Origin of the sequence: Arthrobacter sp. CAN_A1, from assembly GCF_015751665.1 — a bacterium.
Taxonomy (GTDB): Bacteria; Actinomycetota; Actinomycetes; order Actinomycetales; family Micrococcaceae; genus Arthrobacter_D.
Map to the genome: position 1 here is coordinate 23366 of NZ_JADOUR010000008.1, position 25488 is coordinate 48853.

Genomic DNA, 25488 nt, shown 5'->3' on the forward strand with positions numbered 1-25488 from the left:
GCACCAAGGTGCCGGCTTTCCTGTGGTCGATACGGTGAGGCCGCGCTATGAGTTGGATTCTGGCCGACGGCGATCGGCGCCCAGCCGGGAGTCGTCCGTCCCAGGAGCGGTAACTGATTCGTCCGTGGGGTTGTTCGGTTCCTGATACACATCGGGGATCCCGTCGCCGTCGTCGTCGACCCTCTCCTCGGCCTCGATGACGCGGTAGTGCTTATTGCGCGCCCGCAGGATCACTGACGCGACCAGGGCGGCAAGGATGGAAGCGGAAAGGATTCCCACCTTGGCGTGGTCGTTGGTTGACCCATCGGGTGCGAAGCTCAGATCAGCGATCAGCAGGGACACGGTGAAGCCGATCCCGGCCAGCAAGGCTACTCCTATCAAGTCCACCCAACGCAGGGCCGGGTCCAGGTTCACCTTGGTGAGTTTGGTGAGGAGCCAGGTGGTCCCGACAATGCCGATCGGCTTGCCGAGCACTAGACCCACGATGATCCCGAGCGCCACTGGATCGGTGACCGCCGAGACGAATCCGTCCCAACCACCAACTGTGACGCCGGCCGAGAAGAAGGCGAACACGGGGACGGCGAAGCCAGCGGAGAGTGGACGGATCCGGTGTTCGAAGAGTTCGGCCAGGCCCGGGCCCGCGTCCGGTCCGGCGGTGGACTTCCGGTGCAGGACGGGCACTGCGAAGCCGAGCAGAACACCGGCGACGGTCGCGTGGATGCCGCCGGCATGGACGAGTGCCCACACGATAAAGCCGATGGGCAGCAGGATGAACCAGGCCGCGGCCGGCTTCAGATGGAAGAACTCGCGATACTTCTGGGCCAGCACTGCATACAACGCGAACGGGATCAGGGCCAGGAGCAGGGGAGTGACCTGGATGTCGTCAGAGTAGAACACGGCGATAATGGAGATGGCGATCAGGTCATCGACGACGGCGAGCGTCAACAGAAAGATTCTGAGTGCGCTGGGCAGGTGCGAGCCGACGATCGCCAGGACGGCGACTGCGAACGCAATATCGGTGGCAGTCGGAATGGCCCAGCCGCGGAGCGTGTCGGGGCTGAAGATGTTGATGCCCACGTAAACCAGGGCAGGAACGGCGACGCCGCCGACTGCAGCAGCGACCGGAACTATTGCTTTGGCGGGGCTGCGGAGGTCACCGGCAACGAATTCCCGTTTGAGTTCGAGCCCGACGAGGAAGAAGAACACGGCCAGCAGGCCGTCAGCTGCCCAGGCTCCCAAACTCAATTCGAGATGCCACGGTTCGTAGCCGAAGGTGAAGTCGCGGAGGGCGAAGTAGCTATCTGACGCCGGGGAGTTGGCCCAGATAATCGCGGCGGTAGCGGTGATGACCAGCAAAATGCCACCTACTGTTTCCTTGCGGAGAATTTCACCGACTCTCAGTGACTCGGAATATGTGCCGCGGCTGAGAATCCCGGGCGTGCGCTTGGGATCGGGCTCGGCGGTGGGGTCTGCCATGGGTGAGGCTCCTGGATTGGGGTCGACAAAATTATTGCCGACCAGACTTCCCGGCTCACCTTCGGCCAAGTCTACCGGTTCCAGCAGGAAAGCCGCTCCACGGCGGCCCTCGCGCATCTGTGGTGCGAGCCTATCAGCGGCGCTGACTGTCCCTGCGTGCGGCAATCCGGCGGGCCAAATCCGAGGCGGCCAGGACGGCGACGGTGATGGAGATGGCGATCAGCGCCAGCATAAAGTACAGGCCTACGAGGGTGGCCATGGGGGATTGGGCTTCGCGCAGCATTGCCAATCCACCCACCAGACCGATCGACCAGAAGGCGGCCACACCGGCCAGGACCAGGACTGCCGGCAGCCAATCCCGATTGGCGCGCAGCCACCGGGTCGTGTGCCTGACGAGCCGGGTGATTTTGTCCATGCCTCATACTGCGCTCTGCGCCGACGCGGGCGCGGGTGGGACACGTGTCGGCTCGGTCACGTTTCGGTGTCTTGATCGAGACGGAACGGCGGATACTCATCGCGCATGAGTGCTCCGTAGGCGAGAACACGATAAGACCACCGGTTCAGTCCCAGAATAAGAGCGAAGAGTGGACGCGGATACTTGCCGGTGAAGAGGAGCGTCACCACGGCGACCAGCACCAGCAACCCCAGCAAAGAGAGGCCACCCGTCGCGTCATACTCACCGCTCTGCAGCTGCCACCCCCAGGTGGCGGTGCCGGTAATCGCGGAGACGATCAGTAAGTGCGGGATGAGCAGCAGCCACGATTTGACGAGCACCAGCCCCCGGGAGAGGTGGTCCGGGTACTCGACGACGACGTCGGCCGGGTAGTTGGTCCTCGCCAGAGTGAAAGGCGGATACTGATCGGTGCCTGCGGCTGCATACGCGTAGAAGGCCACCCGCCAATTCCAGCGCATGACTCCCACAGCGAAGTTGAAGAGTGGGCGTGGGTAGCGGCCGGTGATGAGGATGGCGAACCACGCGACGATGCTGATGACAGCGAAAGCGAACCAAAGGAAGAAGAGCAGAAAGAAGTGGGGGATGGCGAGGAACCATTTCACCAGCCACATCCAGCGGGATATGCCGGGATCCAGCCGACCCATCAGGTGCACCGGGTAGGGAGCAGTAGCGCCGGCTGCCGCGCTCGATGGTTCGGCCAGCGGGCCCGGTACGGGTCCCGCGCGCGACGGATCCTGAGGGTCCTCGTTCCGGCCCAAGCCCATGGCGCCCACAATGAGGAGTGGCAAGCCGATTGCGAGAACGACGAGACCGATAATGAGAATGGCCGCTCCTGCGGGACGGATCAGTTCGGATCGGAAGCCGGCCTGCAAGTCTGCGGAGAAGCCCGGCGAGGCGTCGGCATTCATGACCACAACAGTCCAGTTGCCGGCCGCGATGTTCCAGGTGAGTTCCTGTTCCCCCGGCCCCGAGGCCGAGGCAGCCCAGAACTCCTGGGCGCCGGGTGCCTCAGGAGTCGCTGACCCTGAGATGTTGCGGTACACCGGCCGGAACGGGTCAAAGTCAACGTCCCTGAGTACCGTATGGTTCACCCCGGCGAGATACTCGTCCACTTCATCCTGCGGGGCGATGCCGATGAAGATTTCCCCGCCAGGATCGGACGCCGCAGCGCGGAGCCTGAGCGTGCCGACGTCGAACGGCAGACGCTCCGCTGTGCCTTCGCCGAACGCTTCCAGACGGGGTGATGCGAGCGCATACGTGGCGACCGCGTACCGCTCTGTGGCCGAGGTGAAGTACCCGTCGTCCCGCTGGTCAGATGCCACCCAGGCAACGGCGACGCCACCAGCAGCGATTGTCGATCCGAGGATCGACAGGATGATCCCGATCACCAGCATTGTGATAGCGCCTGCCCTGTTCATGGAAGGCTCCCCTCGTACCGAACGGTTTGTACCGTTGCCTGCAGTCGCCTAAGAGTGGGTGGCCCTAACAATCGTCGATAGGGTCTAAGGTCCCGAAAACCCGGGCGCCCACGTGAATGATGTGTCGTGGCTTCGTTCAGTCCTCAAGGCAATTGGGACTGCCCCTGCTGACGGGTAACCTGGCCGCGGGGGATCATACGGTTTTCAATCTTGGGGGCTGGTTTCAGGCTATGTTCAGCTGGCCCTGAGGGTCTTTGTGCCCTGTCGGTCGAGTTGCGGTGACCCTATCGTCAACACATGACAAACCAACGATCTTTGCCGTCGGTTGAGGTACTGGAGCCGAAAACCTGTTGGGAACTCTTGCGAAGTGCGTCGGTAGGACGCCTTGCGGTCTGGGTAGGAGACCACCCAGACATCTTCCCCGTGAACTACAAAGTGGACCATGGCAGTGTGGTGTTCAGGACCGGCGAAGGGACGAAACTACGGGCAGCACTCGGGAAAACCCCGGTAGCGCTGGAGACGGACGGCGTGCTGGCAGACGCGACGATCGCGTGGAGCGTGGTGGTGAAAGGCAACGCAGCCCCGGTCGAACCCACACCGGACCTCCTTGACTCCGTCGGCCTCCTTCTCTTCCCCTGGCAGGCCGGTCAGAAAGACCACTTCGTCCGCGTAGCCCCCACATCAATGACCGGACGCCTGTTCTCGGTGGTTTCCCCCCTGATGTGGTGGAGCCCGCTGAGCGACGATCTGCGTGCCCAACTCGAAGAATTGAATGGAGAATCACCATGAAAGCGCTTATCTACGGCGGTCCCGGCGTCAAGACGTGGACTGACGTTCCGGACCGCCAGCTTCTTCATTCCACCGATGCGATAGTCCGCATCGAAACAACCACCATTTGTGGCACAGACCTGCACATCCTGAAGGGGGATGTGCCAGCGGTCAGTGTTGGACGGATCCTCGGTCATGAAGGTGTTGGCACGGTGACTGAGGTGGGCAGTTCGGTAGTGGAAATTCAGCCGGGTGACCGGGTGATCGTTTCCTGCATCAAGTCCTGCGGGCATTGCAGCAACTGCAAAAAGGGTCTCTATTCCCATTGCCTCGGTGACGAGGGACAGTCAGGAGTCGGATGGGTCCTCGGCCACCTCATCGACGGAACCCAAGCAGAGTTCGTCAGGGTGCCCTATGCAGACAATTCCCTGCACAAAGTACCCGGGGGGATCAGCGACGACGAGGCCGTGATGCTCTCTGATATCTTGCCGACTGGGTTCGAAATGGGTATTCAGGCGGGCCGCGTCACACCCGGCGACGTGGTGGCGGTTGTCGGCGCTGGACCCATAGGGCTAGCCGCAATTGCCACAGCTGGCCTCCACGGTGCAGCGACGATCGTTGCGATCGATCCGGACGCTGGCCGTCTTGCCAAGGCAACGAGTTTCGGTGCCACTCATGTGGTCAACCCCGATCTGGCCGACTGGACAGACCAGGTGATGTCCCTCACTGACGGTGCTGGTGTGGACGTGGCGATAGAGGCGGTGGGACTTTCCTCCACCTTCGAGATGGCTTTGTCATTGGTGCGCCCCGGCGGCAACGTCGCAAATATAGGGGTGCACGGCAAGTCCGTCGAATTACCCCTTCAGGATCTATGGATTCAAAACATCACGATCAGCATGGGGTTGGTGAACACTAGTTCAACGCAGATGTTGCTACGCCTTGTGGCGCAGCACAAGCTCCCCGCCGCGATGTTCGCAACCCACCACTTCCCGTTAGAGAACATTATTGACGCCTACGACGCCTTCGCGAACGCAGCAGATACTCACGCGTTGAAGGTAGTTCTCAGCCGGGATGCAACCCTGCAGCAGTCCATCCGTGACGGGTAAGGAACCTCCCGGAGCATTCCATCTGATCACCAGGTTCCCTTTGGTCTCAACAACCCTGTTCGTCGGAGCATGTGTTGGGGCCCTCGTTATCGGAGGACAACCAACTACCGCGCAGTTGACTGCAAGCGTCTATGCTCTCGCGGTGGCATTGTTCCGCGCCGTCACTATGGTCAGGGAACTATTCCATGGACGATTGGGAATCGATCTGTTGGCTGTTGCAGCAATCGGTTCAACAGTCGCGGTTGGCGAATATGTTGCCTCTCTGATTGTCGTACTCATGCTGACCGGAGGCGAGGCCTTGGAGGACTTCGCCCAGGGTCGGGCAACCAAGGAGCTTCGCGCACTGCTTGACCGTTCGCCGCGCACCGCGCACCGTGAGAGGCCGGGGCGTCCACCGCAGGACATCCCGGTGGAGGACGTGGTTCCAGGGGATCTTCTTCTGGTCCGACCTGCCGAGACTGTGCCGGTCGACGGAACCATAACTTCCGACACAGGGATTTTTGACGAGGCCGCCCTGACCGGCGAGAGTCTTCCCGTTGAACGGGTCAGGGGTGAATCTTTGCTCAGTGGCACTGTCAATGGAGCAGATGCAGTGCGCATGGTGGCAACTGCCACCGCATCAGATTCCCAATACAGCCAGATCGTAGCGCTCGTCCAGGCGGCAGCGGCGAGCCGGGCTCCTATGGTTCGGATGGCCGATCACTATGCCGTTCCCTTCACCGCTTTCGCCTTCGTGCTGGCTGGTCTGGCTTGGTTCCTCAGCAAGGACCCTGCCCGCTTTGCCGAGGTTTTGGTAGTCGCAACGCCTTGTCCGCTGCTGATCGCCGCTCCCGTAGCCTTCCTCGCTGGAACCAGCCGGGCTGCCCGCGCCGGAATCATCATCAAAAATGCGGGAACGCTTGAGCGGCTCAGCCGGGTCCGGACGGCCGTGTTCGACAAGACCGGCACCCTTACTACCGGGCATCCATCGCTCCTGAAAGTGCAGGTTGCCGGCGGATCCGAAGGCGGCTTTTCCAAGGATCGCCTCTTGCAGCTTGCAGCCTCGGCAGAGCAGTATTCTTCGCATGTTCTCGCGGCTTCCGTTATTGAGGCAGCATCGGCGCGCGGGCTGGCGCTCTTGCCGGCAGCAAACGCGAGCGAACACGCCACCGATGGGGTGAGCGCCGAATGCGGCCCGTACACAGTGGTTGTTGGCAAACCAGCCTTCGTCCGTGCTCAGACAGAGGGATTCGACACCGTCGGTCTGGTCAGCGGTCAGCTGGGGATCTACGTTGGAGTTGAAGGGTTGTATGCCGGGGCACTGATCATGAGCGATCCCTTGCGATCCAACGCCGTGCAGACGCTGGCCGCACTCAGATCGTTAGGCCTCGCTGAAACCGTGCTCCTCACTGGTGATGCCGCGTCCACAGCTGAACACATCGCCGTGGAAGCGGGGATCACACGGTTTGTCGCCGACTGTCTTCCCGGCGATAAAGTACTCCACGTGTCCTCGCTATCACTGCGGCCGGTCATGATGGTGGGGGACGGGGTCAACGACACCCCTGTTCTGGCCGCGGCCGACGTGGGGATTGCAATGGGTGCCAAAGGATCCACCGCGGCCAGCGAGTCGGCGGACGTGGTCCTGATGCTCGATGACCTGTCAAAAGTCGCTACGGCCGTCGATATTGGCCAGCACACGATTCGGGTGGCCAAAACGAGCATTTGGACCGGGATTGTCCTCAGCGTCGCCCTGATGATCGCCGCGTCCTTTGGCTTGCTGCCCGCAGTTACAGGTGCCCTACTCCAAGAGCTTGTCGATCTGGCAACCATCCTCAATGCGTTGCGCGCCCTCGGGGGACATGGCCGCGACCGTCCCGAGCGGACGTGAGCTAATAGCGGTCCGGCTCGTCGCCCAGTTGAAAATGCCGACCGTGAATATTCGTAGGAATGATCTCTACATAGGTGTACTTCCTGGTCGGAATCCACGGTTTGAGCGGCAACTGGTCAACCCTATCGATTTCTGACTGGGCATCGATCACTCTAGCCACTCCTTTCACGACGACGCTGCGCGCTTCGGCGGCATTGATCTCGTCCACTTCGAAGGCGACCCGATTGTTCACCGTCAGCTCTGCGAGTTTGGTCCCAGGGTTGGTCCTGAAAAGAAGCTTCCTGTCATGGGCAAGAAAATTAAGGGGATAGATGTCAGGGTCCCCCAACACGCTGACCGCCAATCGACCGTGCTGATTGCGTTCAAGTACGCGCCACGAGTCCTCAACGGAAAGGGTAGTTCCTGGACGCTCGTCACTTTCCATTGGTGTTCTCCTTAGTGTTTCGTGCGGGCTCGTTCTGAGGTACAACCAGAACCGGGCAATGTGCATGCGCAGCGCAGGCCTTGCTCACGGATCCAATGGGGTGGTTGAGGAAGCCCCCCGATCCCCGGCGACCCACCACTAGCAACTGCGCGGATCGGCTCTGCTCAATCAGGGATTCGGCCGCTTCGTCGAAGCTGACTGAAATGGAAAGGTCGGCGGGCCTGGTGGTGCCGAAGGCCCGTTCCAGCGCCTGCTCAACTAACAACTCAACAGACTCACTCAGTTGAGAGGTGAAACGGTTGGGTTCGGTTTCAAAACGTGACGCCACGAGTCTGTTGGATTTTTCGATACAGGAGATTACTTCGAGTGGTGCCTTCATCATCTCAGCCATCCGCCCGGCGACTTGCAGCGCGTTCGACGAGTACTCCGATCCGTCTACTCCAACAATGATCCGATCAGAATGCGGTAGTGAATTCATAGGGCCAGCTTGCTCTCCGGGATGCAGCTGCGCTAGGGCCGAAGGGCATGGATGCCGTTGGACATTTTGCCGAGGTGAAGGAGCGTTCCGCCACTCAGTGACACCAAACGGGCGGAGGAGTATCTTGGTCCGCATGGAGCCGAATCCCTACCTCAGTCTGGTGCATCGGCTGGAACACAGCGACGGTCTGGAGCGGGCGGTCGGCCTGATAGACCCGCTTGCATCCCGGCTGGTGGCGTCCGAGTCCAGCCGGCGACTCTTCCATGGGGACGCGACCGGCGTCCCCCTCCACCCCGTGTTTACCGACGTTCCGTTTGGCGCCTGGTTCATGGCCGATTTCCTTGACAGCTATTCTGATCCCGGGACACAACGGGCAGCTACCCGACTGGTGGGCCTGGGAGTCATCTCTGCCGCTCCCACGGCCCTCACCGGGTGGGCTGAGTGGGCCCTTTCCGACCCTGCCACCCGGCGGGTGGGGGTGGTTCACGCATCGGTCAACGCCATCGCCGTCCTCATCTTCACCGGATCCTGGGTGGCCAGGTTGCGCAACAAGCACGGCGTGGGCGTGGGCTTGGCGCGGTTGGGCAGCGCCTTCCTGATTGTCGGCGGGTTCCGGACGGTTCACTGACCCAGCTGATCGCTGCACGTGGCCGGGCGGGGGAGCTGGCCGAGGGTAGCCACCGAATCGGCGGCAAGCTCCCGGCCCAGGTTCCACCCCAGCCAGTCATCGGTGGTCTCGGGAACGGGTTGCAGGGCGATCACACACTGGGCCACCTCCTCGGGCAGTCCCGCCACGACAGCCGGTGAGGCGTCGGCACCCAGGCTGGCCAGGTAGGCGACATCCAGTTTGCCGGTCACCTCGAAACGGGTGATGTTCTGCTGGGCGACCCACGCCTCAGGGTTAGCCACACCGATGGCCAGCAGGAGGGCAGCCCCGGAGGCGAGCGCTGCCCTGGGTAGCCACCACCCGGACAGCCGCACCCCGGCCGCCAGGACGAACACCACCAGCAGACCAAGCCACACCTCGAACGCGTCGACCAGGACCCGCAGCACGGTGAAACCGTAGGCCTGTTGGTACACGGACATCCTGAACAGGGCCGAGGCGACGACCACCAGGGTGAGGACCGCCAGCGTCCCCAGCACGACGCGCAGCAGCAGACGGTCCCGGGTGTTGGCCCGCGGCGCCTTCCGCACGGCCAGCGCGATGGTGGCGAGCGTCAGCGCCGTCGCCACGGTCAGTTGAGCGAATCCCTGGTGGACGTAGTCCGCATAGCTGAGACCGGTGGTGTTCTGCACAAACTCATGTCCGCCCCACATCGCCGACGCCTGGGCGATCACGAAGACCGCGAATACTGCCACGACTACCCCGACGGGGATCAGCCATTCCCAGGCCCGGCTGACCGGGCGGCCCGCCCCGACACCAGCTTTCTCCACCAGGGGCGGGTTGATGGCCAGATAGCAGCCGGCCAGCACCACGCCGCCGACGACGAACCAGACGAAGGCGCGCAGGACGAGGTTGTCGGCGAGCCGCACGTCGGGAAGGACAGTGGACACCCAGGACCCGAACACCGCGTCGCCCGAAGCGAACAGGCCGCCGAAGACGACGAGCGCCACGAGTGAGATGGCGATGGTCCGCAGCATCGGCCACAGCATCCGGTGCCTGGTGGTGGCGGACATGGTGCGGCCCAGCAGAGGGAGACCGCGGATGCCGCTGAGCACCCACGCGATTCCGCCGGCACAGATCGGTAGGACACGTTTGGCGTCGGTGAGGGAGGTGGTGACGAGCACTCCCGCGGCGAGCACCGCGAGAATGGCCAACCATTCGGCGTCGCGCAGGAGCACGAGCGAGCCCAGTCCCAGGCACAGCGCCGTTGCGGCGAGGGTCCAGGGGCGACGACGGTATACCGAGAGGGAGAGCATCAGGCCGCCGGAGGCCAGCAGGATCAGCAGGGTGCCCAGGCCCAGGCCGCGGTCCGGCAGCACGACGGCGGCCAGGGCACCGATCGCGAGTGCCAGGAACACCGGCAGGGGAGCAGTCCGCAGCCCGCGCTCAGGCCAGAGTCGCTCGGTGCTGGACATCAGCGGTGGGGCGTCGGCGGCACCGGGTGTCGAGGGAGTTCCCTGGGCAGGGTAGGGGTAGCCAGCAGTGGTCACGGCGGTCTCCTTGAGGTGGGTGATGCTGGCGGGGGGCGGCGCTTCGGGGGTAGCTGACGGGGTGGCGGCTGGCGGGGCTGCGCCCCGGGGATTCCTGGGGAGCAGCACGAGGATCCGTGCGCCGCCGGACCCGGGGGTGGGTGGCAGGGCGGCGATGGACCCGCCATGCAGTTGGGCAACCCAACTGGCGATGGCCAGGCCCAGCCCGGTGCCCCCGCTGCTGTCGTCGCCCACCCCGAATCGGGTGAACACCCGCTGGGCCTGCTCCACCGGGATGCCGGGGCCGTCGTCGGTGACTTCAAGCGACCACCGGTCCCCGTCGCCGGCGGCGGCAGCCAGGTGAACCGTGCCGTTGGACGGACTGTGCCGGACCGCGTTGTCGAGCAGGTTCGCGACCACCTGGGCCAGGCGTGCGGAGTCGGCGGTCACCACCAGATCGGGTGGGTCGACCGACGTCGTCAGCTTGATCGACCGGCCGCCGACCGCTACTTCGTTGACGGCTTGATCGAGGAGATCGGCCACGCGAACCGGCGCCAAATCGAGATCGGCAGCGCCGCCATCCACCCGGCTCACGTCGAGGAGGTCGGTGACCAGCGCGCTGAGCCGCTCGGATTGTGTCAGTGCTGACTGCAGGACGGCATCGTCCGGACTGACCACCCCATCGACAAGGTTCTCCAGCAGTGCCCGCTGAGCAGCGAGCGGTGTCCGCAGTTCGTGGGACACTGTCGCGATGAGTTGCCTGCGCTGCTGTTCGTCGCTGGCAAGGTCGGCGGCCATCGTGTTAAACGCCCGGGCCAGGATGCCCACCTCATCCGCGGAGGTAGCGGTGACGCGCGCCGTGTAGTCGCCCGTCGCCATCCGGCCCGCAGCCCGCGTCATCTCCCGCAGCGGGGATGTCATCCCCCGCGCCAGCCACTGGGTCATTCCCAGCGCCGCCGCCAGGGTTGCCGGGAGGGTCAGCCACCCCGGGACGCCTGCCCGCACGCCCACCTGAAGGACCACGACGGCGGCGATGATGCTTAGCGCCACCAGCAAACCGATCTTGACCTTGATGGAGGCCACACCATCGAGGGGGCGCCGGGCGCGAGGAGTATTGCCGGTCATGGTCACTGCTCCAGGGCGTAGCCGACACCGTGCACGGTCCGGACCCGAGACGGCCCCACCTTGGCACGCAGCGACTTCACATGGCTGTCGAGGGTGCGGGTGCCGCGGGCGTCCGCCCACCCCCACACCTCGGTCATCAGGGCTTCGCGGGTGCGCACGGTCCCCGGCTGTTCGGCGAGCATCGCAAGGAGGTCAAACTCCAGGGGTGTGAGGTGGACGTCCTCCGCGGCGACCTGCACCCGTCGGGTGCCCCGATGCAGTACCAGGTCTCCGACGGTCAGTTCGGGGCCGCGGGTGAGAGCCAGTTCCGTGGCCCGGTCGACGCGGCGCAGGAGGGCCCGAACCCTGGCGACCACCTCGCGCATCCGGAACGGCTTGAGCACATAGTCATCGGCTCCCACTCCGAGACCGATCAGGACATCAGTCTCGTCCGCTTTGGCGGTGAGCATCAGGACGGGGATGGGCCGGCGGACCTGGATCCGCCGGCAGACCTCAAGGCCGTCGAAGCCGGGAAGCATCACATCGAGAATGGCCAGATCCGGTTCCCGCTCCGTGTAGGCGGCGATCGCTCCCGGTCCGTCGAACGCACTGACCACCGTGAAGCCTTCGGCGACCAACCGGTCGGTGAGTGCCTGGTTGATGGTCGGGTCGTCTTCGACGACCAGCACTGTGTGGGGGGTCCCGCTGCCCTGTTTCATGTTCCTGAGCCTACAAGCGTGGATCTGGTCGAGGTGGGGCTGACATGTGGAGAACCTGTGAAGGTGTGACGGAGCCGTTCCGGTGGCGGCCACCAGCAATAACGGGCCGATAACGCACCCGTAACTGCCCGGGGCCTATCTTGCCTCTGGAACTGTATCTGCCAGCATGCCGTGGATGGCTGAGCCATCCGTCTGAAGGAGAGACCATGTCAACCGATCAACCCGATCCGCTCGACCGGATCATCGCTAATTCACGCCCGCAACAGGGCCAGCCCCCGGCGGAGCTGAACGAGCCGGGCAACTATCTGGTGTTCGACCGGATGGGCTCCGCGGACCCGGTCACCGACGCCAGCGCGGTCTTCACCATGGGGGAAAGTGGGCGGCTCGGCGTCAGCGACCCGGACACGGTGCTGGGCATTGTGGTCGGCGCAGTGGATCCGGTCACCACGCAGGACGTCGAGGCACAGGTGTCAGCCCTGAAACTGGACGACGCCGGCGCGGGCGGCACGTCCTACATCCCTGACTGGACGCCGGTCGCTCCGACTCCCGTCCTCGCCCCGGCGAAGGTGTCCCCCCAGATTGTCCGGCGCAATGGGGCACGGGTGCGGCCGGAGTGGGTGATTGACCCCGACGCGCGGTCGCCCTACTACCCCAATGCCTATCCCTTCTCGGTGGTCGGCAGGATCTTCGTCTGGGCTGACGCGGCCACCCCCAACTGGAGTTGGTGGGGGACCGCCTCACTGCTCGGAGTCCGCACCATTCTGACCGCCAGCCATGTGGTCCCGTGGGGGTCAGGGAACTGGAAGGCCCTGTTCGTGCCAGCGTTCTACGACGGCGCCTCGATCCACGGCACGTGGGCGGCATCCTGGGTGACGAACGCCCAGGGTTACAGTTCCCATGCCCAGGGTGACGATATGGCGGTGATGCGCCTCGACGTCCCCCTGGGCAACAATCTGGGCTGGTTTGGGTTCCGAACCTACAATTCCGGGTGGGAGGACCAGAGCGTGTGGACCCTCCCCGGCTACCCGTGGGACAAGGACAACGGGAACCGGCCCTGGCTGCACCTGAACTTTCCCATCATTGACGACGACAACGACGGCGCCGGCGTCGAGCTGGAGTATCAGGCCGACACCGAGGGCGGTCAGAGCGGTGCGCCGGTGTTCGCCTGGTTCAACGGATCAGCCGACGTCGTGGGCACCCACTCGGGCGGTGAGAACAACTTCGGTGAACCACGTCAGAACGTCGCTGCCGGCGGCAACGCCCTGACAAACCTTTTGCATTGGGCCAGGAACACCTGGCCCTAGCGGTTAGCCGGTGTCAGAGTGCCGCCGCGACAGCGCCTCACCGGCATCTGTTCATTTCCCTCCATAGGGTGCAAGATCATCTCAAGTCGGTGTTCGCGAAGGTGGGGGTCCGCAGCCGCGGCGAGCTCCTTGCCCGGGTGCGCCCCGACGCTCCTGAAAGTCCCGCCACCACCGCCCAGCAGTTCGCCCGGCTCTAAACCGGCGCCGGGCTACCAGAGTGGAGGTGAAGCATGAGCACTACATCAGACGGCGGGTCGGTCGTGTCAGCTGACGAGCAAGAGACCGGGTTGAAGCGGGTCCTTGGACCGAAGCTCCTCCTGCTGTTTATTGTCGGTGACATCCTCGGAGCGGGGATCTACGCGGTCACCGGCACCATGGCGGGCACGGTGGGCGGGATTGTCTGGCTGCCCTTCCTGCTGGCCTTCGTCGTCGCCACCATGACCGCCTTCTCCTACCTCGAGTTGGTGACCCAGTATCCGCAGGCAGCCGGGGCCGCGCTCTACACGCACAAGGCCTTCGGGATCCACTTCGTCACCTTCCTGGTGGCGTTCGCCGTCGTCTGTTCGGGGATCACCAGCGCCTCGACGTCAGCGAATGTCCTTGCACAGAACCTCTTCGGCGGTCTTGAGGTGAATGGGTGGATGGAGTTGCCGGGTCAGGGACTGGTGACCGCCGTCGCCATGGGGTTCATGGTGTTGCTCGCGCTGATCAATCTCCGGGGGGTGGGTGAAAGCGTGAAGTTCAATGTGGTGCTCACCCTCGTGGAAATGATCGCCCTGTGCATGGTGATCGGGGTCGGTTTCTATGTGATGGCGCAGGGCACCGGGAATTTCGGGCAAGTGGTGGTGTTCACCGACTTCCAGGACAAGGGATTGTTCCTTGCCGTCACCGCCGCCACCTCGATAGCGTTCTTTGCCATGGTCGGTTTTGAGGACTCCGTGAACATGGTCGAGGAGACCAGGAACCCCGAACGGATCTTTCCCCGCGCGATGCTCACCGGTCTGGGGATCGCGGTGATCCTCTACATGCTGGTGGCCGTCACCGTGGTGAGCGTCCTGACTCCCACCGAAATTGAGGGCATCAGGGAGGCAGAGGGAGCTGCCCTGCTGGAGGTGGTGCAGAAGGGGTCACCGGATTTCCCCATCGACCGGATTTTCCCGTTCCTCGCGGTCTTCGCCGTGGCCAACACCGCGCTGATCAACATGTTGATGGCGAGCCGCCTGATCTATGGTCTGGCCCGGCAATCTGTTCTCCCGCGGCCCCTCGGAGCGGTGCTCCCCGGGCGGCGGACCCCCTGGGCGGGTATCGCCTTCTCAACCGTCCTGGCCCTGGGACTGATCTGGTATGTCACCAGTGACCCGGACAGCAACATCGTCGCCAACCTGTCAGGGACGACGGCGTTCCTGCTGCTCTGTGTCTTCACCGTGGTGAACGTCGCCTGCGTGGTGCTCCGGAGCAAACGGGACCGGTCGCGGAAGGTCTTCTTCACCTCGCCGGGCCCGCTGCCCCTGGTAGCTGCCGTCCTGTGCGCTTTCCTCGCTGGCCCCTGGGTGGACCGGGACCCGGTCCAGTACCAGATTGCCGGGGGCCTGATGCTGATCGGCGTCGTACTGTGGTTCATCACCTGGCTCATCAACCGGAAGACGAACGTCGGCGATACCTGAGCCAGATCCCTGAGCTAGCTCCCCGGACCTGAACCCCGGGCTAGCGGGCTATCACCAGGGCGAGCTCCGCCCAGTCGGTGGTGTACCGGGGGGAGGAATACCTCCGGCTCATCGTCCAGTCCGCTGGGGCGCTCAGCCCGGCCCGCCCCAGCCCAATACTGGTTGCCCCGAACTTATCGGTCACCCGGCCAAGGAGCTCGCCGATGTTGCGGCGCTCATGCACCGTCACAAAGGCATCGAACTGCGGCTGATACCCGGCGGGGGAAAGGTCGGTGAGCATCACTCCGGCCCGGGCGTAGGGCACGCCTTCCACCAGATGCCCGTCCAGGGCGCCGACTGCCGCCCGCGTCAGGACCACAGGATCCGCCGTCGGCGCGGGCAGCCTGACGGTGACGGAGGGGAAGGAGGAGGCACTGCGGTGGAAGTGTGATGTGCCGGCGAACACGGTCATGCTCTGGGTCAGCTGGTTCGCCCGGGCCAGCCGCACCGCCGCCGCCTGCGCGTAGAGGCTCATCACCTGGTGCATACCGGGGACGGTGGTCACCGGCGTGGAGAACGAGCGGGAGAAGATCATCTGCAGTTTGTCGGCTCGTTCAGTGTCCAACTCGATGCAGGGGGTGCCGCGCAGCTCCAGGATGGTGCGCTGCATGAGGACGGAGAATTTCCGGCGCATCAGCAGCGGATCGGCGGCCCTGAGGTCGGCGATGGTGAGCACGCCGAGAGCATTGAGGCGTTTGCCGAGACGACCCGCGATACCCCAGACCCCCGTCACCGGGACGCGCGCCATAATGTGGTCGACGTGAGCGGCGGGCATGGTGTCCAGGTTGCACACACCGCCCATGGCTGGGTTCTGTTTCGCTACCCGGTTGGCAAACTTGGCGAGAGTTTTGGTGGGAGCGATCCCCACGCACACGGGCAGCCCGGTATGCAGCGCCATGGCGGTGCGGATGGCCCCGCCCTGATTGGAAAGCACCTGCGGCGACCCTACCAGGCCGAGGAACGATTCATCGATGGAATAGACCTCCTGCCAGGCGGCGAAGCGCCCCATCAACTCCATCGCCCGGGAGCTGAGGTCCCCGTACAACTCATAGTTACTGGACCGCTGGATGAGCCCCCAGCCAGGGGCCTGCGCAGCGATCTTGAACCAGGGTTCGCCCAGTGGAATGCCGAGGGCTTTCGCCTCGGAGGATCGCGCGACCACGCAGCCGTCGTTGTTGGACAGGACGACGACGGGAACCCCGGCGAGCCGGGGGTCGAACACTCTCTCGCAGCTGACGTAGAAGCTGTTGACATCCACCAGTGCTATCCGGGCCGGCCTCCTTCGGCCGGTCGTGGCCGCCGACGGGTGGTGCCCGGGGCGGTCCTGTGGCGGCTGACGGACGCCCGCCGCTACACGTAGTGCAGACAGCGGGTCACCACGCCCCACACCGTCAGGTCGGAGAGTTCGGCGACAGCGATGTCCGGATAGTCGCGGTTGTCGGCCTTGAGGACGACGCCGGTGGAGACCAGCTGCAGCCGTTTGATGGTCAGTTCGCCGTCCAGGATTGCCACGACCACGGACCCGTGCTGCGGGGATAGCGACCGGTCGACGATCAGCTCGTCTCCGTCGTTGATGCCGGCGTCGGACATACTGTCACCGGAGACCCGAACGATGAACGTGCAGGTGGTGTCCCTGATGAGGTGTTTGTTCAGGTCGATTCCGCCGTCGTAGTAGTCCTGGGCGGGAGAGGGGAATCCGGCGGGGACGGCGACCGGGCTGATGTCAGTGAGGTGTCCGGGCGGGGTTCCGTGCAACGGCGCAATGTGGGCTACAACGGTCACGGCGAATTCCTTGAATAGAACATATCTTCGAACAAAGTAAGCGTAGCACCTTCGCGTCGTGAGGAGGCGTGACACAGTGCTAGATTTCACGAGGACGCGGCGACGTCCCGGGGGCATCCGGCCCGCCGGGCCGCCGACGGTAAATGGAGTAGGACACGAACGATGGACTGGATCTGGTTCCCCGCGATTGCAGTAGTTGCCGCGGGATTCGGCTTCGCCGGTGGGTGGACGGCGCTGTCCATCGACCGCAGGCGCCGCCAACCCGAGGCTGCCCCCAGCCGTGATGCCGAAGTGGTTGAGCCTGCCCGGGCGCGGGAAGCTGATTGGTCGGTGTACTGGCAGAAGGACAACATCTGGGTGTTGACCAATTCCGGATCCGCGAAGGCGACAGCGGTTGACGTCCAGTTTGAGCAGTTCGCGGTCGAGTCGTCGAACCTGCGGAGCACCATGGCGACGTCGGGGGAAGCCTCCTTCAGCGGGTATCTCAGGGGCAAGAAGCCGGTGGTGCTCATCTCCTGGACCACCGAGGACAACGAACAGCGTGGACCGGCCCGGCGTGCAATCCCGCTGCAGGGCAACCGCCGCTGGCAGGACTGGTGAGTAGTCCCGGCACCCGGGTGCCGGGACAGCTCACGCCGGGTCGAGGACGCGACCCACAATCCACGCATGCTTGCCGACCTGGCGGCTGCGGCTGAACCCGAACTGGCACCAGCCCTGGGCGGCGCCGTCGTCGTCGAACACCACCGCCGCGTGCGCGCGGTCGGTGAAGACCCGCTCCTTTTTGGCTTCACGGTGGTCCAGCCCTTTCTGGACGCTTTCCGGGTGGAAGCCGATGCACCAGCACCCGCCGAAAACCCCGCTGTTGCGTTCCATCAGTTCAGCAAAAGCATCCCACGTTGAGGCGTCCAGCGGGCGGGTGGTGAGGGCCATGGCGTGCACTCCGTATCAGTCGAGGGTTGCGATCCTTTCCCGGAAATCCGCTTCAGCGGCGCGTTGAATCGAATGTTCTGCCTCGTGAAGCACCCCGTAGGCAAAGGTGTTGTCACCGGCGCGGCGGGCAGCCCGGGAGACCTTGAGGAGGAACTGCTGGAACAGCACGCTGTCGTGGTGCGTTCCCAGGATGTCCTGGATCTTTTCGGATGACTTCATTGACTTGCCCATCTGCGCGCCAAAGCTGAACCCCGAAGACCCATCGACGGACCTGAGCGCGTATCGCAGCCGCTTGGATTTCTTTCGCACATCATGCAGCCGCTCAAGCTGCGCGTCCAGGTCGGTCTCCCGGTTCGCCTGTCGAGCTAACTCCAGCACCCGGGCCTGCTGGCGTTTGACGGCCGGGGGCAGCAGCGACGCGGCCTTGCCGCCGTTCTTTTTGCCGCCCTTCAATGGGAGGCTGGACGTGAAGTCGTCGAGCGCATCCAGGGTGGTGAAGTAGTCGGTGGAGTTCAGTGACCGCAGCACCCGGGCCAGAGCTTTCTGGTGCTGCGCGGCTGACATTTTCTCAAGGCGCCTGATCACATGCCGCGGGATTGTTCCCGGTGGCTGCCGCGCGACTCCCTTCCTGACCAGGTCCTGCATCACCTCGGCATCCCGGGCAGCACTGAGTGTTCCGCCCATCAGTTTGAGCCGTTCCTCGAGGCGATCGGCTCGCTCAGCGTCGAGAAGCGGACGGTAGGTCTTGAGCATGCTGCGCAGGGTGCGGGATCTGACCCGCAGCTGGTGCAGGGACCCTTCCTCGTTGCGGCGGAACCGGAGATCCCAGACCAGCAGGTCCGCGGCGGCCCGGCGGAAGGAGGCGGTGAGGACATTCCTGACGGAGCCCGGCTTGCCCTCGGCGTGGGAGCTTTCGGGGATGCCGCCCAGGGCAGTGGCGAGTTTCGGCCCGCCGAGGCTGGGCGAGGCGCCTGCATTCAGCAGGCAGTCCTCGACGGCGTCCGCTACCCCGGCCTGTTCGTCGTCGGGGTAGGCATCGGCGCCCACCACCTCGGCCTCCCATTCCCGCCAGGACCGGGTGGCCCCCGTGGTCAGGTCTTCCGAGTCGACCAAATCATCGCAGATCTCGATCAGGGGGCTGCCAGCCGACCCGATCAGCGTGGTGATGGTGCGGGTGGTGGTGAGGCGCGCCACCGGGATGAGGGGGTGGGTCCTGACATGGACCCGCACCAGGTCAAGCACCTCCGCTGGCACAGCCTCGTCGGCGGCCGCCAGCGGAACGTGGACTTCGAGCCGGTGCGGGGCCGCCGGAAACTTGATGTGCCACCCTTCATCCGCACCGCCGTGTCGGCGCCGCAGGGTGATCCCGTAACGGAGCAGGTCGCGGGTCGCGAGGTCGTAGTAGACCGCCTCAAGCACCACGGTGCCGCCGTCATCCACCCGGGCCACCCCGGTGATGCCTGCGAGGTCGGGGACTGAATCCTCCGGCCCGACGTCGTACTTGCGTTCAATCTCCAGCGCTTCGCTGCGTTTCATACCCCCATTATCGCGCCCGGAGCTCCGGGCGCTACGAGCTGGTGGCATGGGTGCTGCCGGAGCGATGCCCTGAGGTGGACAGCAGGTCGTTGAAGCGTTGCTGTGTTTCCCTGACGTCCCGCGAGGTTCCGCCGGACCGAAGGATCCTGTCGATTTCCGCGTCTGCTTCCCGGAGCAGCCGGAGGAGGCTCTCGTCGGCTCCGTCCTCACTCAACTGGGTGATCGTTAGTTCGTTTGAAAAGCTCATGGCTGGTCTCCTGCCGGTGACAAAGGTTCATCCCGCGCAATTTATGCTGCGGGGCGACTGATGCTGTGCCGGAAAGGAGATCCTCTGATGATGCGGCGCGACAGGATGGCGCGGAGTTCGGAGCGGGTGGCCGATTCCTCCGGGGCAGCCAGAGGCGGCGCCGGGAGGAGCGAGGGTGTCTGTTGCCGATCGGATCTGACCACGGGATACCTCAGCGTGCGGGCTCGCCGTGCGGTCAGACGGTGACGAATATGCTCACAGCAGACGGTAACCGAGGCCGTCTAGGGCTGAGAATACCTCACGAAGCTCGCTGCGCGGCTCATTCGAACCGGGAAGGATCGCCCATGCCGTACCGCACCACCTCGGCGGTGCCGCTGGAAAAGTCGATGACGGTGGTGGGTTCGGCCCCGCAATCCCCGGATTCGATGACCGCGTCCACCTGATGATCGAGCTCTTCCTTGATTTCCCAGCCCTGGGTCAGGGGTGCCTCCTGGGCGGGGAGCAGAAGGGTGCTGGACAGCAACGGCTCGCCGAGCTCCTCAAGCAGGGCCTGGACCATCCGGTGGTTCGGGATGCGGACGCCGACGGTCTTCTTCTTCGGGTGGAGGAGCCGGCGGGGGACCTCCTTGGTGGCGGGCAGGATGAAGGTGTAGCTGCCCGGCGTCACCGCCTTGATGCTGCGGAACACGTCGTTGTCGATGTGCACGAACTGTCCCAGCTGCGAAAAATCCTTGCAGACCAGGGTGAAGTGATGCTTGCTGTCCAGCTTCCTGATCGACCGGATCCGGTCCAGAGCATCCTTGTTGCCCAGCTGGGCGCCCAGGGCGTAGCAGGAGTCGGTGGGGTAGGCGATCAGCCCACCGGACCTGACGACGTCGACAATCTGCCCTATCGCGCGCGGCTGCGGATCCTCGGGATGCACATCGAAAAATTTGGCCATGCGAAGAGCATACGTCGGCGCGGCCCGGTCAGGTGATCCCCAACTGGAACCAGCCAGCCCAGCCCGTTGATGCGTTCCACCAGGTGCTGTAGACAACGCTGTCCGATCCGACGACGAACACGTCCAGGTGCTCGGTCACCCGGGACACGGCGGCCACCTGGCTGCCGGGCTTGGCAACGCCGCCCGAAATGTTGAACCAACCGGCCCACCCCGATGTGTCATGCCACCAGGTGCTGTAGATCCTGTTGTCGGTGCCGACGGTGAACAGGTCGAGGTGGTTGGAATACCGGGCTACCGCGGTCACCGGCGACCCAGCCGACGCGACACCACCGGACACCTGGAACCACGCACCCCAGCCGGTCCTGGCGCTCCACCAGGTGGACATGATCTTCCCGTCCGGGGCGGTGGTGAACAGGTCCAGATGATCGGGGTGCCGTGCCACGACGTTGACCGTGGCGTCGGGCCGGGCCAGCTGCCCGCCGACCTGGAACCAGCGGGACCAGCCGCTGCGTTCGTCCCACCAGCAGCTCCAGACCCGGTTGTCGGTGCCGACCGTGAACAGGTCGAGGTGGAACGGGTACCTGGCGATGGCCGTGACGGTTGCCCCGTTGGCCGCGACCCCACCGGAGATCTGGAACCAGGTGGACCAGCCGGTCCGTACATTCCACCAGATGGACATGATTCTGCCGTCCGAGGCGGTGGTGAACACGTCAAGGTGATCGGCGTACCGGGCCAGGACATTCACCGTCGACCCGGCGCGGGCTACCAGCGTTCCCAGCTGGAACCAGTTGGACCAGCCGCCGGAGGAACTCCACCACGCGCTGTATACCCGGTTGTCGGTGCCCACGGTAAACAGGTCAAGATGTCCTGCGTAGCGGGCGACGGCGGTCACCGGCGACCCTGCGCCGCCCGGTGACGCGAACCCGCCCATCAGGTGGAACCAGCCAGCCCACCCGCTGCTCTGATCCCACCAGTTGGACATGGTGCGCCCATCGGACCCCACAGCGAAGACATCAAGGTGCTCCGGGTACCTGTCGATCACGGTGATCGGGGTTTTCGCCCGGGCCGTCAACGCTCCCAGCGGCCCGATCCGGTTCCAGATCACCTGCCGGCAGATCCGGCAGAACGGCACCCCCAGGTCCCGCATCTTGCAGGCAAACTCCGGCCGGAACGCACCACAGTGGTAGTAGTGCGCGCCCTCGAAGGTGCCGACGGTCCCGGCGGCAACCGGGCTGGGCCGTGAATCGACCGTGCTGCAGTCCGGGTTGGTCATGGTGGGGATTGCTGTGGCGGCGTTAACCGCCCACCGCCATTTGAGGGTGGCCCGGTTCCGGTTGATCGTGACGTTGGGTTCGCCGGGCTCCGGGCCGGGATGATGGTCGTGGCCTGTCTCGTTGCCGCCGGCATAGTAGGGATACTCGTCGGCCAGCCCGAACGCTGTGTGACCCATCTCGTGGATACCGATTTCGGTGGCATTGCTGGCCAGCGAGTAGGTGCCGATGGACCCGCCGCTTCCCCCGTGGACGGTCGAATTGACGATCACCAGCACCGTGGTGAACTCCGGCACCTGTGCCGCTGCGACGCTCAGCGCCGTCCCTGAATTGCAGAGCAGCAGCCGCCTGATGCCGTTCCCTCCGAAGGTCGCGTCAAAGTAGGTCCGCGCAGTGGCGCCGGTGCCACCCGGTCCCACCGGATCGTCGGCTCCGGAGTCGGTGGAGGACACGTTGACCCGGAAGATGTTGATGGCCGGCGCCAGTTCGTTGAACGGTGGAGTGCCCAGGAACGCGTTGGCGAGTGCGGTGCAGGCGGCATCGAAGGCGGCCTGTTCTGCGGCCCGGAACCCGTCGCCCAGGAGCACCACGTTGAACGCGCGGTTGCGGGGTGCTGAGCCCCGGATCTGGGTGGTCCCCATGATGACTCCGTCGGCGGTAGTCATTCCGTTTCACCCCGTCCCTCGATGGCGAAGCTGGTGATTTCCGTGACGCGGGAGGCTCCGAGCCGTCGCCCGTCGCCCCCGTCGCCCGGCGGTTCAGCCCCCCGGCCGCCGGTGTCCTCCGGATCCGGCTCGGCGATGTCGATCAGCGCGATGCTGCGTGCAGCCTCCGGCGCCGGGACGACGACGGTAAACGCGCCGCTGGGCCGCTCCACCTGCACCCGGGTGATCGGTTCACCGGGAGTCTCAGGGAACACCTCGGCGCTCTGAAGGTCGCCGGTCCGCACGGGGACACGGGTTAGTGGCGCGTCCTGGGCGTCGCGTACCTCGGCGTACCGTCCGGCACGAAGGTCGGGGTGCGCATCGAAACCGGTGACCGCCACGTTAACCGGCTGCTGGAGGATCAGGCGGACGTCGTCGCCGTCGTACTCGAAGATCAAGCGGATGGCTCCGGGGGCGGATTCTGGGATGTCAGTCATGAGGGATCTTCTTTCGCGGGAGGTCTTCTCCCTATCGTCCCGCCGGCGACGTTACTGGGCTGTTACCGCAGCCGGGGTGCGGACGGCCCGTCGACCGGTAACACAGCAGTAACGCGAGCGGCGGTACGTTGGGCCTTTATCCCCGACATCCTCAGAGGTAGAGTGCCACCATGATTGATTCTGAGTCCTCAGGCAGCAGGTCCCGCGGGCAGGAACCGGAAACCACTGGCCGTTTCATAGTTGTTTTTGCCGACGCAGAGCAGGATGCATCGGGCCTGCTGCGTTCGGCAGGCGGCATGGCCAATGTTGCCGACTCCCGCGATTTTGGTACCCGGGCGGCGACTTCCGCCGAGACGGAAGGCGCCGACGCCACCGTCTTTTCCCGGCTGGGGGTTGCTGTGGTGTCCGCTGACCCGCAGCAGGCCCGGTCGCTGCGCACGTCTTCCGACGAGGGCGCCATCATTTCTGTGTCTCCCGAACTGATCCACCACGTGCTGACCGAGAACGCGGGGGGAGCGTCGGCGTCGTTCCAGGACACCCCGCAGCTCACCTGGGGGTTGCAGGCGGTAGGTGCCGACACGTCGCCCTATAGCGGTGAGGGCATCCGCGTCGCCGTCCTTGACACCGGCTTCGAATCGGACCATCCGGACTTTACCGGCCGGCAGATCACCGTTGAGTCGTTTATCCCGGGTGAAACAGCCCAGGACGGGCACGGCCACGGGACCCATTGCATCGGCACGTCGTGCGGGCCGCGGTCGCCGTCCGACGGCCCGGCGTACGGCGTCGCCTACGAGGCTGAGATCTACGCGGGGAAGGTCCTGGGAGATTCAGGGTCAGGCAGCGACGGCGGCATCATCGCCGGGATTGACTGGGCCATGGCCAACGACTGCACCGTGATTTCGATGTCGCTCGGCGCCGATATAGCACAGGTGCACCCGCCCTACACGGCGGTGGGCCGCCGGGCACTCGATCAGGGGCACCTGATCCTTGCGGCGGCGGGGAACAACGCCGACCGCCGGCAGGGGGACTTCGGCTTTGTCGGTGCTCCGGCCAACAGCCCGTTCATCATGGCCGTGGGTGCGCTGGACCAGCAACTGGAGATGGCGTTCTTCTCTGCCCGGACCCTCCCGGTTCGGGGCGGCCAGGTTGATGTTGCCGGCCCAGGGTTCCAGGTGTATTCCTCCTGGCTGATGCCGGATCGCTACAACACCATCAGTGGAACGTCGATGGCCACGCCGCACGCTGCTGGGATTGCGGCGCTGTGGGCACAGGCCTCAGGGTTCCGCGGTCGCGAACTCTGGTCACTGATGGTTCAGGAGAGCCAGCGGCTGCTGCAGGCGTCAGTGGACGTTGGCTCCGGCCAGGTGATGGCGCCGCAGGAATAAGTCAAATGAACTTCACCGTCACCGTCGATGACCAGCACCGTCCCGCGATCCAGGAGGTCGCGGAACGGTTGCGGTCCTGCGGCATGGAGGTCGACCGGGTGCTCGACCAGGTGGGAATGATTACCGGGTCAGCCTCCGAGGACTGCCGGCCGGAGATGGAGGCGGTCGAGGGAGTGTCCTCGGTGGACGGCGAGGCGCGTTACCTGTTGCCGCCGCCCGACAGCGAGATTCAGTAGCTCGTCCTGTTGACCCTACTGGCCGCTGGGTTCGGGCGTGCTCGCAGCCTTCCCACCGACGTCGTCGAGCACGTTCTGCGCCTGCCGGTCCACCAGGCCGGTGAACAGTTGCTGCGCGGCGCCGAAGGTGATGGCCCAGGCTACGATCTGTGCCGGGTTATCGAGGTCACTCAACCCGGGGACGAATCCGCCCCGCATCAGCTGCAGTCCCAACACGGCAGTCAGGGCGCCGGCCGGCAGTTTGAGGATTGCTAAAGCCAAGGGGAGGCCATATGGGGTGGAGGTGCCGCGGACATGGCGGAGGGACGCCGCGCCGGAGACCGCCGCGGCGATCAGCCCAAACGACTCGATGAAGAAGACGTCCCAGGGGCGGGGCCGGTTGCCGGTGGGGCAGGCCGTACCCTCCGAGGGCTCAAAGCACAGGCGTAGTTCCTCCGGTCGAATCCACCCGGCGATCGCGAGTGCGCTCGCCAGGACGGTCAGCACCAGCGCTCCCATGATCAGCACATTGCGGAAGCTTCGGACCCGGGAGAACTCCTCGCGGGACTCCAGGCAGGAGGCCCTGAACGCGGCTACCAGGGTCATCCGCCCCGATTCCTCCAGCGGGGCCGCAGCCGCGGCGGTGACCACCTCCTCCACCGCCGTCCGGTGCGGGTCGCCCCGGGACAGGTGGTGCCGGGCATGCGCCTGGATGCCCGGCAGCTGCGACTGCACGTAGCCCAGCGGTGCCCGGAGCAGGAGCGCCACCTGCGCTGCGTCCAGCTGACTGAGGACCCGTTCCACCACGGCGCCATTGAAGGAGGTCTGGATGGCCGGGGATTTCTTCTCCGCCACCACGATGGCCTCGTTGAGGTGCCGGGCGATGGCGTCATCGAGGGCCGCCTTGGCGCTTCCCTGACCCGCCGGGTCGTTCGCCGGGGGATCGGAGAGCCTGATCCACTCGGCGAGGGTCCGTAGCTGGGCGGCCAGGGTGATGGCCTGCTCCCGCCATGTGCGGTTGGTCGGCGGTGGGAGGGTCGAGGGTAGCGGCGGTTGCGGCGAGGCTGCGGGGACTGACATGGCTCAC

General features: G+C 65.0%; 26 protein-coding genes. 10 read left to right on the forward strand and 16 right to left on the reverse strand.

Features of this window, described 5'->3' with window-relative positions:
• Positions 1-45: 45 nt before the first annotated feature.
• The 3 genes from nhaA to IWX62_RS10625 all read right to left on the reverse strand — a co-directional run bounded on the left by nhaA (position 46) and on the right by IWX62_RS10625 (position 3348).
• Positions 46-1476 carry a Na+/H+ antiporter NhaA gene (nhaA, locus tag IWX62_RS10615; RefSeq protein WP_196841390.1) on the reverse strand — a complete coding sequence of 477 codons (1431 nt, stop codon included), beginning with the start codon at positions 1474-1476 and terminating at the stop codon, positions 46-48.
• A 133-nt stretch (positions 1477-1609) separates the two neighbouring features.
• Positions 1610-1891 (reverse strand): hypothetical protein, encoded by a 282-nt coding sequence (locus IWX62_RS10620; RefSeq protein WP_196841391.1) that lies wholly within the window; start codon positions 1889-1891, stop codon positions 1610-1612.
• A 56-nt stretch (positions 1892-1947) separates the two neighbouring features.
• Positions 1948-3348, reverse strand: coding sequence for a DUF4389 domain-containing protein (locus tag IWX62_RS10625; protein WP_196841392.1), 1401 nt, complete (start codon positions 3346-3348; stop codon positions 1948-1950).
• Positions 3349-3645: 297 nt separating this feature from the next.
• Between IWX62_RS10625 and IWX62_RS10630 the strand changes: the two genes are divergently transcribed.
• From IWX62_RS10630 to IWX62_RS10640, 3 genes are read left to right on the forward strand one after another with little or no spacing between them, the layout of a single operon-like run.
• Positions 3646-4137, forward strand: coding sequence for a pyridoxamine 5'-phosphate oxidase family protein (locus tag IWX62_RS10630; RefSeq protein WP_196841393.1), 492 nt, complete (start codon positions 3646-3648; stop codon positions 4135-4137).
• Complete coding sequence (locus IWX62_RS10635) at positions 4134-5222, forward strand: zinc-dependent alcohol dehydrogenase family protein (protein WP_196841394.1); 1089 nt, start codon at positions 4134-4136, stop codon at positions 5220-5222. Before IWX62_RS10630 ends, IWX62_RS10635 begins: the two co-directional genes overlap by 4 nt.
• Positions 5188-7089 (forward strand): heavy metal translocating P-type ATPase, encoded by a 1902-nt coding sequence (locus tag IWX62_RS10640; protein WP_196841395.1) that lies wholly within the window; start codon positions 5188-5190, stop codon positions 7087-7089. The genes IWX62_RS10635 and IWX62_RS10640 overlap by 35 nt, the downstream gene beginning before the upstream one ends.
• Position 7090: 1 nt before the next feature.
• On the opposite strand, the gene IWX62_RS10645 is transcribed toward IWX62_RS10640, so the two are convergent.
• Positions 7091-7513 (reverse strand): pyridoxamine 5'-phosphate oxidase family protein, encoded by a 423-nt coding sequence (locus tag IWX62_RS10645; RefSeq protein WP_196841396.1) that lies wholly within the window; start codon positions 7511-7513, stop codon positions 7091-7093.
• On the reverse strand, positions 7503-7991 hold the full coding sequence (locus tag IWX62_RS10650) for a universal stress protein (protein WP_196841397.1): 489 nt from the start codon (positions 7989-7991) through the stop codon (positions 7503-7505). The genes IWX62_RS10645 and IWX62_RS10650 overlap by 11 nt, the downstream gene beginning before the upstream one ends.
• Positions 7992-8124: 133 nt before the next feature.
• On the opposite strand from IWX62_RS10650, the gene IWX62_RS10655 reads away from it, so the two are divergent.
• On the forward strand, positions 8125-8619 hold the full coding sequence (locus IWX62_RS10655; protein ID WP_196841398.1) for a DUF2231 domain-containing protein: 495 nt from the start codon (positions 8125-8127) through the stop codon (positions 8617-8619).
• Here IWX62_RS10655 and IWX62_RS10660 read toward each other — a convergent pair.
• The gene (locus IWX62_RS10660) at positions 8613-11249 is read right to left on the reverse strand and encodes a DUF4153 domain-containing protein (protein ID WP_196841399.1); all 2637 of its coding nucleotides are present in this window, start codon (positions 11247-11249) and stop codon (positions 8613-8615) included. The genes IWX62_RS10655 and IWX62_RS10660 overlap by 7 nt on opposite strands.
• Before the next feature lie 2 nt (positions 11250-11251).
• On the reverse strand, positions 11252-11947 hold the full coding sequence (locus tag IWX62_RS10665; protein ID WP_196841400.1) for a response regulator: 696 nt from the start codon (positions 11945-11947) through the stop codon (positions 11252-11254).
• Between the two features lie 206 nt (positions 11948-12153).
• Here IWX62_RS10665 and IWX62_RS10670 point away from each other — a divergent pair, with 206 nt between their 5' ends.
• The 3 genes from IWX62_RS10670 to IWX62_RS10675 all read left to right on the forward strand — a co-directional run bounded on the left by IWX62_RS10670 (position 12154) and on the right by IWX62_RS10675 (position 14915).
• Positions 12154-13251, forward strand: a complete 1098-nt coding sequence (locus IWX62_RS10670; RefSeq protein WP_196841401.1) for a trypsin-like serine peptidase — start codon at positions 12154-12156, stop codon at positions 13249-13251.
• Positions 13252-13319: 68 nt separating this feature from the next.
• Positions 13320-13448, forward strand: coding sequence for a hypothetical protein (locus IWX62_RS16290; protein WP_333483366.1), 129 nt, complete (start codon positions 13320-13322; stop codon positions 13446-13448).
• 33 nt (positions 13449-13481) lie between these two features.
• Entirely contained in the window at positions 13482-14915 is a 1434-nt protein-coding gene (locus IWX62_RS10675; protein WP_196841402.1) for an APC family permease, read from the forward strand.
• Positions 14916-14955: 40 nt separating this feature from the next.
• Here the strand turns inward: IWX62_RS10675 and IWX62_RS10680 are convergent, their stop codons facing one another.
• Positions 14956-16221 (reverse strand): Y-family DNA polymerase, encoded by a 1266-nt coding sequence (locus IWX62_RS10680; protein ID WP_442859254.1) that lies wholly within the window; start codon positions 16219-16221, stop codon positions 14956-14958.
• Positions 16222-16304: 83 nt separating this feature from the next.
• The gene (locus IWX62_RS10685; RefSeq protein WP_333483368.1) at positions 16305-16736 is read right to left on the reverse strand and encodes a LexA family protein; all 432 of its coding nucleotides are present in this window, start codon (positions 16734-16736) and stop codon (positions 16305-16307) included.
• A gap of 162 nt (positions 16737-16898) precedes the next feature.
• Between IWX62_RS10685 and IWX62_RS10690 the strand changes: the two genes are divergently transcribed.
• Positions 16899-17336: a hypothetical protein gene (locus tag IWX62_RS10690; RefSeq protein ID WP_196841404.1), complete on the forward strand. Its 438-nt coding sequence runs from the start codon at positions 16899-16901 to the stop codon at positions 17334-17336.
• A gap of 30 nt (positions 17337-17366) precedes the next feature.
• Here the strand turns inward: IWX62_RS10690 and IWX62_RS10695 are convergent, their stop codons facing one another.
• The 6 genes from IWX62_RS10695 to IWX62_RS10720 all read right to left on the reverse strand — a co-directional run bounded on the left by IWX62_RS10695 (position 17367) and on the right by IWX62_RS10720 (position 22801).
• Positions 17367-17666, reverse strand: coding sequence for a hypothetical protein (locus IWX62_RS10695; RefSeq protein WP_196841405.1), 300 nt, complete (start codon positions 17664-17666; stop codon positions 17367-17369).
• A gap of 15 nt (positions 17667-17681) precedes the next feature.
• Positions 17682-19202 (reverse strand): CYTH and CHAD domain-containing protein, encoded by a 1521-nt coding sequence (locus IWX62_RS10700; protein WP_196841406.1) that lies wholly within the window; start codon positions 19200-19202, stop codon positions 17682-17684.
• A gap of 31 nt (positions 19203-19233) precedes the next feature.
• Complete coding sequence (locus IWX62_RS10705; RefSeq protein ID WP_196841407.1) at positions 19234-19449, reverse strand: hypothetical protein; 216 nt, start codon at positions 19447-19449, stop codon at positions 19234-19236.
• A gap of 319 nt (positions 19450-19768) precedes the next feature.
• Positions 19769-20389 (reverse strand): L-threonylcarbamoyladenylate synthase, encoded by a 621-nt coding sequence (locus tag IWX62_RS10710; RefSeq protein WP_196841408.1) that lies wholly within the window; start codon positions 20387-20389, stop codon positions 19769-19771.
• Between the two features lie 28 nt (positions 20390-20417).
• Entirely contained in the window at positions 20418-22325 is a 1908-nt protein-coding gene (locus IWX62_RS10715; RefSeq protein ID WP_196841409.1) for a M64 family metallopeptidase, read from the reverse strand.
• Positions 22322-22801: a hypothetical protein gene (locus IWX62_RS10720; RefSeq protein WP_196841410.1), complete on the reverse strand. Its 480-nt coding sequence runs from the start codon at positions 22799-22801 to the stop codon at positions 22322-22324. Before IWX62_RS10720 ends, IWX62_RS10715 begins: the two co-directional genes overlap by 4 nt.
• Positions 22802-22971: 170 nt before the next feature.
• Here IWX62_RS10720 and IWX62_RS10725 point away from each other — a divergent pair, with 170 nt between their 5' ends.
• Together IWX62_RS10725 and IWX62_RS10730 are read left to right on the forward strand one after the other, a co-directional pair.
• Positions 22972-24186, forward strand: a complete 1215-nt coding sequence (locus IWX62_RS10725) for a S8 family serine peptidase (protein ID WP_196841411.1) — start codon at positions 22972-22974, stop codon at positions 24184-24186.
• Positions 24187-24191: 5 nt separating this feature from the next.
• Entirely contained in the window at positions 24192-24422 is a 231-nt protein-coding gene (locus IWX62_RS10730; RefSeq protein WP_196841412.1) for a hypothetical protein, read from the forward strand.
• A gap of 15 nt (positions 24423-24437) precedes the next feature.
• Here IWX62_RS10730 and IWX62_RS10735 read toward each other — a convergent pair whose 3' ends face one another.
• Positions 24438-25481 carry a hypothetical protein gene (locus IWX62_RS10735; RefSeq protein WP_196841413.1) on the reverse strand — a complete coding sequence of 348 codons (1044 nt, stop codon included), beginning with the start codon at positions 25479-25481 and terminating at the stop codon, positions 24438-24440.
• Between the last annotated feature and the right edge of the window lie 7 nt (positions 25482-25488).